Origin of the sequence: Dysgonomonas sp. 521, from assembly GCF_010501055.1 — a bacterium.
GTDB lineage: Bacteria > Bacteroidota > Bacteroidia > Bacteroidales > Dysgonomonadaceae > Dysgonomonas.
On record NZ_QVMO01000013.1, the window covers coordinates 13,976 to 26,283 of the forward strand.

At 38.6% G+C, this 12,308-nt stretch carries 14 protein-coding genes; 4 read left to right on the forward strand and 10 right to left on the reverse strand.

What is annotated here, in order from left to right; genetic code table 11:
- Positions 1 to 9: 9 nt before the first annotated feature.
- The 7 genes from D0T84_RS06145 to D0T84_RS06175 are packed head-to-tail and all read right to left on the reverse strand — an operon-like array spanning position 10 to position 6,223.
- Positions 10 to 993: an aldo/keto reductase gene (locus tag D0T84_RS06145; protein WP_163307004.1), complete on the reverse strand. Its 984-nt coding sequence runs from the start codon at positions 991 to 993 to the stop codon at positions 10 to 12.
- A 12-nt stretch (positions 994 to 1,005) separates the two neighbouring features.
- Positions 1,006 to 1,965, reverse strand: coding sequence for an alpha/beta hydrolase family protein (locus tag D0T84_RS06150; protein WP_163307005.1), 960 nt, complete (start codon positions 1,963 to 1,965; stop codon positions 1,006 to 1,008).
- Positions 1,966 to 1,983: 18 nt separating this feature from the next.
- Entirely contained in the window at positions 1,984 to 2,937 is a 954-nt protein-coding gene (locus D0T84_RS06155; protein WP_163307006.1) for an alpha/beta hydrolase, read from the reverse strand.
- A 2-nt stretch (positions 2,938 to 2,939) separates the two neighbouring features.
- Positions 2,940 to 3,419: a nuclear transport factor 2 family protein gene (locus D0T84_RS06160; RefSeq protein ID WP_221413119.1), complete on the reverse strand. Its 480-nt coding sequence runs from the start codon at positions 3,417 to 3,419 to the stop codon at positions 2,940 to 2,942.
- Positions 3,420 to 3,432: 13 nt separating this feature from the next.
- Positions 3,433 to 4,023 carry a flavodoxin gene (locus tag D0T84_RS06165; protein ID WP_163307007.1) on the reverse strand — a complete coding sequence of 197 codons (591 nt, stop codon included), beginning with the start codon at positions 4,021 to 4,023 and terminating at the stop codon, positions 3,433 to 3,435.
- Between the two features lie 22 nt (positions 4,024 to 4,045).
- Positions 4,046 to 5,125 carry an alpha/beta hydrolase gene (locus D0T84_RS06170; RefSeq protein WP_185155699.1) on the reverse strand — a complete coding sequence of 360 codons (1,080 nt, stop codon included), beginning with the start codon at positions 5,123 to 5,125 and terminating at the stop codon, positions 4,046 to 4,048.
- A 12-nt stretch (positions 5,126 to 5,137) separates the two neighbouring features.
- Positions 5,138 to 6,223: an alpha/beta fold hydrolase gene (locus tag D0T84_RS06175; RefSeq protein WP_163307008.1), complete on the reverse strand. Its 1,086-nt coding sequence runs from the start codon at positions 6,221 to 6,223 to the stop codon at positions 5,138 to 5,140.
- Positions 6,224 to 6,465: 242 nt separating this feature from the next.
- On the opposite strand from D0T84_RS06175, the gene D0T84_RS06180 reads away from it, so the two are divergent.
- The 4 genes from D0T84_RS06180 (at position 6,466) to D0T84_RS06195 (ending at position 9,157) form a co-directional block, all read left to right on the forward strand.
- Positions 6,466 to 7,365 carry an AraC family transcriptional regulator gene (locus tag D0T84_RS06180; protein WP_163307009.1) on the forward strand — a complete coding sequence of 300 codons (900 nt, stop codon included), beginning with the start codon at positions 6,466 to 6,468 and terminating at the stop codon, positions 7,363 to 7,365.
- Positions 7,366 to 7,422: 57 nt separating this feature from the next.
- Positions 7,423 to 8,319, forward strand: coding sequence for an AraC family transcriptional regulator (locus D0T84_RS06185; RefSeq protein ID WP_163307010.1), 897 nt, complete (start codon positions 7,423 to 7,425; stop codon positions 8,317 to 8,319).
- Positions 8,320 to 8,561: 242 nt separating this feature from the next.
- Positions 8,562 to 8,846, forward strand: a complete 285-nt coding sequence (locus D0T84_RS06190) for a helix-turn-helix domain-containing protein (protein WP_163307011.1) — start codon at positions 8,562 to 8,564, stop codon at positions 8,844 to 8,846.
- The gene (locus tag D0T84_RS06195; RefSeq protein ID WP_163307012.1) at positions 8,846 to 9,157 is read left to right on the forward strand and encodes a helix-turn-helix domain-containing protein; all 312 of its coding nucleotides are present in this window, start codon (positions 8,846 to 8,848) and stop codon (positions 9,155 to 9,157) included. The genes D0T84_RS06190 and D0T84_RS06195 overlap by 1 nt, the downstream gene beginning before the upstream one ends.
- A gap of 97 nt (positions 9,158 to 9,254) precedes the next feature.
- Here D0T84_RS06195 and D0T84_RS06200 read toward each other — a convergent pair whose 3' ends face one another.
- The 3 genes from D0T84_RS06200 to D0T84_RS06210 are packed head-to-tail and all read right to left on the reverse strand — an operon-like array spanning position 9,255 to position 12,199.
- Positions 9,255 to 9,662, reverse strand: a complete 408-nt coding sequence (locus tag D0T84_RS06200) for a hypothetical protein (RefSeq protein ID WP_163307013.1) — start codon at positions 9,660 to 9,662, stop codon at positions 9,255 to 9,257.
- A complete protein-coding gene (locus D0T84_RS06205) occupies positions 9,659 to 10,963 on the reverse strand; it encodes a site-specific integrase (RefSeq protein ID WP_163307014.1) in 1,305 nt (434 codons plus the stop codon). Before D0T84_RS06205 ends, D0T84_RS06200 begins: the two co-directional genes overlap by 4 nt.
- Before the next feature lie 12 nt (positions 10,964 to 10,975).
- On the reverse strand, positions 10,976 to 12,199 hold the full coding sequence (locus tag D0T84_RS06210; protein ID WP_163307015.1) for a site-specific integrase: 1,224 nt from the start codon (positions 12,197 to 12,199) through the stop codon (positions 10,976 to 10,978).
- Positions 12,200 to 12,308: the final 109 nt, after the last annotated feature.

Sequence of the window (12,308 nt, forward strand, 5' to 3'; positions counted from 1 at the left end):
TTTAGTTCGTTATTTTCCAACCCTTTTAGCTAATTCTTCAGGGTATCTGTCTCCCAATACAGGAATACTGCTTAGAACGTCATTAATACTTTTGATTTCTTCAGTTGAAAGTTCAATATCAATACTTCCAATATTTTCATCTATTCTTTGAGTTCTCCTTGTTCCGGGAATCGGCACAATCCAGGATTTTGATGCTAATACCCAAGCCAAAGCAATTTGCGCCGGAGTAGCTTCTTTTTCTTCTGCAATATCTTTGATATACTCTACCAACACCTGATTAGCGTCCATTGCTTCTGCCGTAAAACGGGGAAAGACAGGACGTAAATCTTCTTCGCCAAATGTCGTGTTCTTGTTGAAAGCACCTGTCAGAAAGCCTTTTCCTAATGGGCTGAACGGAACAAAACCAATTCCGAGTTCTTCCAAAAGAGACAACAATTCTTTTTCCGGTTCCCGCCACCACATAGAATATTCACTTTGTACAGCGGTCAGAGGTAAAATGGCATGTGCTTTCTTTATCGTATTTACACCTGCTTCGGAAAGTCCCCAGTGAAGTATTTTCCCCTCTTGCTTCAAGTCTTTCATTACAGTGGCTACTTCTTCGATAGGAACATTAGGATCTACGCGATGTAAATAATATAAATCGACATAATCCGTTCTTAGCCGCTTCAATGAGCCTTCAATGGATTTGCGGATTTCAGCAGGTCTGCCATCAATAACCTGTTTTCCATCTATGGTCTTTATACCGCATTTTGTAGCAATGATTACATCTTTGCGGTATGGTACCAGTGCTTCACCGACTAATTCCTCATTAGTAAAAGGCCCATAAACCTCAGCAGTATCAAAGAAGTTTATTCCTTTTTCTATTGCATGATGAATAACGGATACCATTTTTGCTTTATCTGAAGCAACACCATATCCATGACTCATACCCATGCAACCTAAACCTATTGCTGATACCTCTAAGCCACTATTTCCTAATTTTCTTGTTTCCATTATGTTACTATTTTACTCGAAATTATCGCTCGCGAGTTTCAGAGCTTTTGGTAAACACTCTTGCCAAAACGCCCAATCATGTCTACCGGGACGGGTAGTATAAGTATAGACGAGGCTTGTTTGCGATAATATATTATTCACGTTGTCGTTCATTGGCAAAGCCCCCCAATCTTCTGTTCCGCACTCCATTACGAAAGCGGGGAAGTTTGCCAATTCTTCATCTGTCTTTCCTACGACAAGAGTACCGACTTGTGTATAGGTTCCTGTATAAGCACTACTCATCGCAAAGCAACTGCTAAACATCTCAGGACGACTAAATGCATGATAAGTACAACCATAGCCACCCATCGAGAGACCTGAAATGGAGCGTCCACCTTTATTGGCCTTTACCCTATAAGTAGATTCTATGATTGGAATAAATTCGTTGACGAAATAATCTTCGTAGTTCATTCCTTGATAATACCCATTGACATAGAACGAGGCATAAGCTTCGGGGCTGACGATAATCATTTCTTCGCATGTTCCACCCGCAAAGGCTTCATCAGCGATCGCTTTCATGTTTCCGTTCGTTTCCCATGACCGATAGTTTTGTCCGAGACCATGCAATAAGTAGAGTATCGGATACTCCCGATTGGGACTCACATTATAGCTTGGTGGCAAGTAGATTGTATAAGATTGATTTCCTCCCAATATTTGGCTCGGAATGGTTTGCGACATGTCTATCGTTCCTTCTGTTGGAATATCGTTGTTTGTTATAGTAATACTGTCTATTTCAGATAAAAGATAATCAGATTGGAAGTTCTCAAAATGAATACGCATTACTGTTTCATTTGCAGTAAACCGAATGCTGTCTATTGTAGACGTCAGAAAACTTTCCGGCGTAAAATCGCTTTTGTGAATATTCAGTGATTTTTGCGCAAAACTGTTTGTATAAGCCAAACTACAGATGAATATTAATACTATATTTCTCATATTATTTTATGTCGTATTTTAGTTATTGAAGACATTCGTCATCCACCTGTCGAAAGTTGGTATCCAGTTTCCTCTCGCACCGTAGCCGTGTGGCCATCCTTCCAGAATATATCTTTCAACGGCAACACCTGCTTGTTCCACAGCATTTGCATTTGCTGTGAATTGACCGGCAAAACCATCAGTTGTTCCCCAACAGTAAAAAGTAGGGGGTAAATTAGAGCGTCTGAATAATTCAACGTCGGTTGAACCCACGCTTAATCTTCCATAAAAAGAGTAGATATGTCCGATTCCTTTTACATCTGCGGATATGTTATCCAATTCGTCCGGCACATAACGGCTATCTAATGAAGAACCGTTTACTGTACCTCTGTAATTCAATACTTGTTCGCCACACAGGATACCGCCTGCCGAGAATCCGGCTACTACAATCTTATCGGCATCAATACCATAATAATCAGCATGAAGACGGACAAATCTTACCGCTCTTGCCAAATCCTGTGCTCCTTCCTGCTGTGTATATGGTCTTAATCTATAATTAACGACAAAGCACTGATATCCTAATGCATTTAATTCTCTGGCAACAGGAAAGCAATCTCCTGAATTACCACGAAATTGAAATGCACCACCTGCACATAGAAGAACAGCTCCTTTTATGGGTACACCTTCCACAACAGGAAACCTTATTATGTTCGGACGGAAATCGGGTCCATCCGGATTACTGGAATTTGCAACTGTCTGATAAGAAGTTGTTGCAGGCATATTCCCTTCCAGCCAAAGGTATATATCGGTTTGCGAGGGGTCACCCATTTCACCACTCGGTTCATTCGGTTCATTTCCGTCTTCTTCTTCAACGGGCGGAACAATAGTTGCCGGTTCATTATCATCGCTACAAGCCGAAAACAAACTACTACCTATTAGCAGAATCATTAAATAGAAAGAAGAGGCTATCATATATTTCATTTTATTTTTCATAATTACCTGCCTATTAATCTGGTGAATGACAGCGAACCTAATTTCCATTTACCATCAATCGGTACATACACCTCTGTTACCATGAACGGGTTGACAACTTCATTGCCTCCAACGATAGCTGTCAAACGAATCTTATTCAGAATTATAGCTATATTGTCAACAAATCGTATAGAAGTTTCCTCTATTTCAGTATGTTTATACTGGATTCCACCACTTCTGATTGTGTTAAGTTCCTGTTCTTTGTTCATAGTTGCCCCCATGTGGACAAAGACTGCTTCTTCGTGGAAAAGGTCATTCAAAGCATCTACATTTTTATCTGCCATCCATTGCCATTTAGTTTTCGACAAATCGATAAGTTCCTGTTTTGTTTTCTCATCACCGGTTACTTCTTGTTGTGCATAAACTCCCTGAATGCCAAATACTATACTTAATGCAAGGATTAGCATTTTTACTCTGCTATTTTTCAATATTTTCTTCTCCATGACTATATTTTTATTAATTGATAATTCCTATTTCTTTTAACCAAGGCTCAACATTAGTTGTACTTCCTGATGAACCAAACTCTTTCAAGTGAGTAGATTCAGGTGTCAATTCTTTGATTTTATCAATGGTTTGCGGCATCCATGTCGTGGCACCATATGTGCAAAAAGGAATAATGGTTTTTCCTTTGAAATCATAATTATCGAGGAAAGTACAGACAACCATAGCCGGATAATGCCACCAAATGGGAGTTCCGACAAATATTGTATCATAATTGTCGAGGTTTTCCGGCAAGTTGGCAACGCCGGGACGTCTGTCGTTATACGCTTCATCCTGAATGCGGTCAGAATCGGGATAACCATCCCCCTCATAAGGATCTGCTGCTAATATACGGTATGTATCAGCTCCGGTTAATTCCGCAATACGTTCAGCTACACCTCTTGTTGTCCCCGATTGGGAAAAATATACTACCAGTATATTACTGTTACCGTCTGGTTGTTGGTCGGTTTGTTCCTCTTCAGTTATATTATTATTGCTATCGTCCGAACAAGCCGACATAGGACATGTTACCAACATTATTAACAGAGTTAAAATAAAATTTTTCATATCTTTTTGATTTTAATATTGATTACTGATTGATATACTTCTGCCAGAAGCGGACAGCTAAATCGAGCCATCCTTCTGCATCTGTGCCAGTACCAAGACCGAAACCATGTCCGGCAGTCTGATACCTGCGATATTCTACATCTACTCCCGCATTTCGCAGGTTTTGCACTCTTGTTTCTACCGTATTTACATTGGCTATACCATCGTTTGCAGCTACCGTTATAAATGAAGGAGAAAAATCACTTGAATAGGTTGAATGTCCTGTATATGCGATTACTGCCGTAGCCGGTTTAGGTAGGTTTCCACCTCCGGATCTTGCCACCCCATTTAATGCAATATTGCTAGCTAAACGAGCACCTGCCGAACCTCCCCATACAGAATAATCATTAGTGCTTACTCCAAGTGATTCAGCATTTTCAAATATGTAAGTGATTGCCGTAGCTAAATCTGCTGTTGAATCATGACCTCCGACCCGATACCTTAATACAAAGGCATTCAATCCCAATTCGCTTATTCGTTGTGCTAAAGGAAATCCTTCGTGCAATGAGCCTACATAAACCCCACCACCTCCGGGACAAACTACTGCAAATGGTGCATTCGGTTTTCCCCTGAAAAAGAATATGCCTGTATTTCTTTTAGACGGATCCTGCTCTTTTTGTTGTTCTGTGTAGATGTTGTAGAAAATAGTTTTGCCATTATTTACTTCATCGATCATGAAATTCAATGCACCTACTACCACATCAGGGCGGATATTTCCGTGATACGGCATAAGGGAACCTACATTAGAAATCGGGGTATTATAATAGGATGAATTATTATCACGGGCTAAGAGTAATTCGCCGAAACCTTCAAATGCGGGATGATTTACAATATCCCGGACATAATTACTTGTCGTTAAATGTTCTCCCACACTTCCATTGTTATCTTCATTATTCCCGTTTTCATTTTCGTTCTCATTCCCATTTTCATCGACGACTTCCTGATCGTCTTCATCTGTAATTGTAGAATCAGGATCGGAACAATTCAAAAGGAAGAGTGCCAATAAAAACGATAGTACCATATTGCCAACAAGAATTTTATTATTGATTATTACTCTTTTCATATTCACTTGGCTTTAATCCAGTTTTTTCTCAGTAAGCCAGCTTGAAAGTAAATCAGCAATTTCAACATTGTTCAAATCAGACATTAGGAAGTGAGTATTTCCATGTATTCCTATTTTGGAAAGTTCTACCAATGTGGCATCACCGCCATGACGGTTGATCGTTTCTACAAATTGCCGTCCCAAAGTCAAACGTGTACGCCAGTTCTCCGCACCAAGTTCATTGGTTACTTCATCCGGTATATAATCACCAAAATACATGACAATAGGAATTTGTGTCAGTTTTCTGAAATCGTCTATCGAAACTTCAACTCCTGATAATGTTCCGGTACGTCCGCTTATAGGTTCAGGCAGTTCGCCTTTGGGAAATGGATATGTGCCCGGTTCATAAGCAACAATAGCTTTTACATTTGGATTTTTAATACCTATAAACCATCCCGGCAATCCTCCCTGTGAATGGGTAACCAAAATTCCCGATCCGATTTTGTCAAATAGTTTAGATATACTATTACTTATTACTTCGCTATCAAATGCACCAGTATTTGGTGCCATTTGTCGGAAAAAATTTTCAAGACTTTCCTTATCGCGAGGGAATTGCACTCCTTCGTTATAATTAGGCCATACGCCGATACGAAATATTTCATACCACATTTGTTCATCCGCAATAGGTTCAATAGTAGACGCAACCGTGCTTCTTCCGGCTTTTCCCCTGCGCGGCTGGTCAATTAAGTATGTGCTGAAACCTCTGCGGAGAAAAATATTCTGAAATCCTTCACGTCCGTCAGGGGTAGTTTCCCATGTTTTAGAGGATTGCCCTGCGCCATGAAGGAATACAAGAGGTAATTGCTTGGCTTTATCAGGTATCTGATAAAATACATAAGCATGATCACCGTGATAGGTTTGTCCTTCAGGATAAGGTTTGAAATTATCAAAGTTATCCCCATTATATGTACCTTCATTCTGAATTACAGTTCCGCCAACAGTGAAACTTCCCTGCTCTTTTATTACAAGCATTTCAATTGTTTGGTTTTTAGGTTGCTGCTTGCATCCTATAAGAAAAAACAATCCGCTTACTACTAATATTACTGTATATTTCTTCATTTTACTTTCTTTTAGTTTATACTTTTCACGATACAAACTTACGGGCAATAATCTCGCATGTAAATAGACAGATTACTGTTTCTTATACCATTTTTACTGATTGGTACTATCCCGTACATCAAACACATACACAAATTACTGTTTCTTATACCATTTTTACTGATTAAGAAGGCACATTGCTAGAATTCAGCTTAAAACAATTATTTTTGTGTAAGTCTTAAATTTAAAATAGAAGTGCGGATATGAGTAAAATATTAAACTTTGATACGATACACGACTACAATATGTTTCTTGGAATCGAAACATTACATCCTTTGGTCAGCTCTATTGATTTTTCTCAGGTAGGAAAAGAGTATAGGCATATACGGAAAAGATATGGTTTCTATTTTATTTTCCTGAAAGATGTACAGTGTGGTGATCTGATTTACGGACGTCATACATATGACTATCAGGAAGGAACGCTTGTCTTTATCGGGCCGGGACAAGTCGCAGGCAAGGACGATACAGGTGAAACCTTCAAAATGCAAGGTTGGGGACTTTGTTTTCATTCCGATTTGCTTCGGGGAACTTCGCTCGGACAAAAAATGAAAGATTACACATTCTTCTCTTATGATTCAAATGAGTCTTTGCATATGTCAGAGCGTGAACGACAGATTATTGTGAAATGCTTTCAAGAAATACAAGAGGAATTAACACATGCTATCGACAAGCATAGTAGATCAATCATCACTTCAAATATTGAAGTTTTTCTTAACCATTGCTTGCGTTTCTATGACCGTCAGTTTATTACTCGTGAAGACGTAAATAGGGATACATTGAGCCATTTTGAAAAGCTGCTTAATGACTATTTCGAATCGGACAAGCCTCAAACAATCGGCTTACCTTCGGTTCAGTACTTTGCAGATGAATTGCATTTGTCTGCTAATTATTTTGGAGACCTGATAAAAAAAGAAACCGGAAAATCAGCACAGGAATATGTTCACTTAAAAGTGATTGATAAGGCGAAAGACAAACTATATAATCCCGAAAAGTCTATAAATGAAATCGCTTACGAATTGGGATTTAAGTATCCACACCATTTCAGCCGAATGTTTAAGAAAGTGGTTGGGGCTTCTCCAACGGATTACAGGATGTTGAATTAACGCTATTCAGAATAAAATACCTATTTTTGCATAAATACAACTATTAAGGAGAATGATATGAGTACGATAATAAACATGGATACGATTCATGATTTCAACTCAGGACTTGGTGTTGAAACACTTCATCCTCTTATCAGTGTGGTAAATTTTGAGGAAGTAAAACCTGCTACTACTGTTCTCCGAAGATTCGGTTTTTATTACATTGTATTTAAAGGCGATAGTTGTGATGTTTTGAAGTATGGTCGGAATCAATATGACTATCAGGAAGGAACACTAGTCTTTATTGCTCCGGGACAAGTTGCGGGTAACGAGAACGGCACAGAATTTATTCAATTAAATGGCTGGGGGCTTTGTTTTCATCCAGATTTACTTCGTGGAACTACACTTGGACAAAAAATGAAGGATTATACCTTTTTTGCTTACGAATCAAATGAGTCTTTGCATATGTCAGAGCGTGAACGACAAATTATCCTTGATTGTTTTCTTGAAATAAGGGAGGAATTAACGCAGAAAATCGACAAGCATACAAAATCAATCCTTATATCAAACCTCGAAGTTTTACTTAATCACTGTTTGCGCTTTTACGACCGTCAGTTCATTACTCGTGGAGAAGCAAATAAAGACATATTATCTCGTTTTGAACAGCTATTAGATAATTATTTTGACTCGGAAAAACCTCAAATTAATGGTTTACCATCGGTTCAATATTTTGCAGATCAACTACATTTATCAGCAAACTATTTTGGAGATTTGATAAAAAAGGAAACCGGAAAATCAGCACAGGAGTATATACAGTTAAAAACAATAGACAAAGCAAAGGACAAACTATACAATCCTGAAAAATCCGTTAATGAAGTTGCTTACGAATTAGGTTTTAAGTATCCGCACCACTTTAGCCGGATGTTTAAAAAAGTGGTGGGTAGCTCACCAACAGATTACAGGATGATGACTTAATACTCCTACGCTAAGTGTCTCAATGGCAGTATTATATCCCAATAGGCTTTCGCCATAGCCCTAATACCATTGTAGAAACATATAAAGAAACAAGAAATTAAATCAAATTTTAGTGCTAATCATTACAAATAAATAAGCAAGTACTACCATCTGACTGCCAACTTATACCACCGACTCCACATCCCTTATTTTTCTAATTTATTTCGCTTTCCTTTGCATTCCTATATTTAAGAAGAAGCAATATGGAAATCAGAATGATTGAAGGAAAAACTTTCGAGAAGCTAAAATTGTGCATCATTGATCTGTTGGCACAGCTCGATACATTGCATGCTGAGCCTGATAATGGTTGGTTAGATAATCAAGCTGTTTGCCGGATTCTCAGTATCAGCAAACGTTCGCTCCAAACATTTAGAGATAAAGGATTAATCCCTTATTCCCAAATCGGGCATAAATGTTTCTACAAACAGGAAGACGTGAAAGAGTTTCTCGAAAGAAACCGGGTTGAGGTATTAAAAAAGCATGAATAATGAATATAGATGATGTTTTGGATTCCCGTTCGCCGGAAATTAACGAACTGTTTTCCGCTATACGGATTGGCTGTAATAAGGTTTTCAATTACAAGAAATTACGGAAACCGACATTGCTTGGAGAAACCTTCCTTACCAATAAAGAAGTTTGTATACTTTTGGGATTGGGATTAAGGACTTTGCAGGATTATCGTGAACGGGGGCATCTTGCTTACTATAAGATAGAGGGCAAAATCCTCTATAAACTCTCGGATGTGCTTCAAATGCTTGAAAATAACTATTTTGATGTATGGAAGAGAAAGCAATTATAACAACACTAAGTGTTAAGGATTGCAACATTAAACCTTAGAGGCTCTAAAGTTAAACCTTAAAGCCCCTAACATTAAACCTTGCAAATTTTAACGATATTCAGTTCAATCTAAAGTTTTCTCCAATATCGGGAAATGGAATATCAAAGCTCCTCATCTTGGAAAGCTGTTCGACAAACCACATCCGTAACGTTCGTGCTTCGGGAGTTTCTAACCGGAAAGCCAACGTAATAACAACAGTCAGATTTACTGCCGTAATATCATAACTGATGCGCCTGCCTCCGGCTATAATATGGTATTTGCAGGTTTCCTCTATCCGAAGCATATTTTTTTCAAATATCTCTCCGATACAGCGGTCAATATCCTTCATATAGCATCCGAAGAGTTGACAAAGTTCATTCCTATTCATCCAAATGGTGCTGTTTACAGGCTTGAAAACAACCTCCATTTTGTTGTTGCCACCAACTCTGATTGCTAGCAAACCGTTGTCGTTATCTATCTTTTTCATATCGCTTCCTCCAATTTAAGTTTTCTAAATTCGGTATTATTTTTCTCAAATTCAAGTAATTCCTCTGTTTTCTTTTCTGCACCCGGCAGTTGGTATTTACTACCGATGCGGGTTTCCAATAGTTTCATATCTTCGTCCATCTTCATATTGGTTACTTCCGCATAAATCTGGGTAGTTTTGATGCTCCGATGCCCCATCGTCCGGCTCAACGTTTCAATCGGAATGCCGTTCGAGAGGCAGATAGTCGTTGCCCAACTGTGTCTTCCTTGATGGAATGTCAGCGGTGTCTTAAATTGATAGAACTCTTGAAGTGTCGTTAAGTGTTTGTTCATCGTACCATAACAAAAGAAATCAAAGACCTTATCCGTATTCTTCTTTCCTTTGAAGTTCTCAATAATGAACAATGGTATGTCTAACAGTGGAATATGGCATTCAGTCGTTGTCTTCGTCCTTTCTTTATAAATCCATTTATATCCGCTTTTGTCCGTTCTGATATCAGACCACTTCAAATTATAAATATCTGCGTAAGCTAATCCGGTAAAGACTGAAAAAATGAATAAATTTCGCACCTTATTTACATTCTTCACGGGATGAGGTTTTGCCAATATCGCATTCAAATCTTCCCTCGGAATCCAACGGCGAGAAGACTTTCTTCCATCGGCATAGAATCGTCGGACGGGATTACGATAGATTATTTCCTTATTAACTGCACGTTCGATTGTATGTTTCAAGAAACGAACATAATTCTGAATGGAATAAGTTGAGAAATTACGGACAGTAAGCAGATAGAAGTGATAATCTTCCATGAACTGTTTATTGATTCGGGAGAACTCAACGTCATCAACACCATATTTATACTTTAGGAAATCACGGATAACATTGTACGCATTCCCATATCTGTAGTAGGTTTTTTGGGCGTGGGTAATCCCGATACCATTTTTTATTTCTTCTTTCATCAGGTCAAATTCTTTCAGGAGCGTAACCTCATTCGTTCCTATACCTTGAATGGTGTTTTTGATGCCATCAGCCGTAACATATCCACTGCGTTCAATGTCTTTTTGGTAAGACAGTCCTATTTCCCTTTTCAGTTCATCCAACCGGAGATTGATACGTCTGCATTCGTTCCCTTTTCCCGAACAGCAGCCCTCTTTTGGATTCCAGAATTTTGGTTCGATTTCTTCTTTTGCACTATACTGAACGACTTTCCCGTCAATAGTAATACGTCCCATGATTGGGCATTTACCGTTTTTCTTTATTTTCTGTCGGTTGATGTAGAATAATATCTTGAATGTACTTCTCATTTCTTTATTGTATTAGTTGATTAGAATATATTTGCCGTTGATTTTCTCGGATAATACCAGAATATCTTTCAGTATTTTATCTGTTGATACTTCTGCGTAAGTTTGAGTTGTCGTAATATCCTGATGTCCCAGCATTTTACTGACCGTCTCAATCGGAACTCCCTCCGACAGTGTAATAAGAGAAGCAAACGTATGGCGGCTCATGTGGTAGGAGAGATTCCGCCCCAACTTGCATTGCCTGTCAATCTTTTTAAGATGATTGAGAACGGTTTGGTACTGTGGAACAGGAAATACCTTTCCATCCGTTCTATGGTTTCTATACTTTTCAATCAAGGAAAGGAGGATTTCCATTAAACGGATATTGGATGCGCTACCTGTCTTTTGGCGATGAGTCATTATCCAATAGCTTCCGTCTTCCTGCTTGACGATGTTTTCATACGTTAGATTTTTAACATCTATGTAAGCCAACCCACAAAAGGTGGAGAAAACGAATATATCGCGGACAATCATCGTCGTTTCATTGTCAAATTCCTCTACCATGATCTTCTCCAAATCTTCCCGACTGATATTGCGATGTTTTATTGTAGAGGATTCCAATTCATAGGAAAAGAAAGGGTCTTTACCTATTATACCTTCATCAATAGCTTCGGATATAGCTTCGCGCATTCGACAAACAGCAAAACTGGTTGTATTGATAGCTAATTTCCGAGTAACACGGAGATAATGGACATATTCTTCAATAAAGGAATACTTCAAGGCTTTGAAGGAAATATCATTCAATTTGTACTTCGTTTGGAGGAATGCGACCAATAAAGAATGGTAATGCTTGTAGCTTGTCAAGGTGCTTAATGCTCTATCCTTTCCTACACGGGCAGCAAGTTTCTCATTCATTTTAGCCATATAAGCACAAAGAGACTCCTGCGCTTCTGCAATACCTTGTACGATGATTTTCAAATCGATTGCCGTAAAGTCTTTCCCGAGACGTTTCTCCTCATTATAGCGGGAGTAGATGAGTAAGTTTACCTTTTCGATTTTCCTGTTCACATCGTTGGCAAATCCGCTTTTCCCTTTAAGTCTTCCGGCTTTAGCATCCCACAATTCGACATCGGCATCAATCTTTAAGCTGAATTGAGCCATTGTTTTTCCGACATGGATTCGTCCCATGACGGGACAAAGACCGTTTTTCTTTCTCTGTTTTTTTTTGAGGTAAAAAAGCACCTTCAGTTCATTTGTCATAACACTCATTTTTAAGTTTTAAAATTACTTTCAAATGAGTTATTTGAGTTATGAAAAATGAGCGGTCTGCTATCAATGAGCCAAGCGTAGAAGTTATTTCGATACGAAT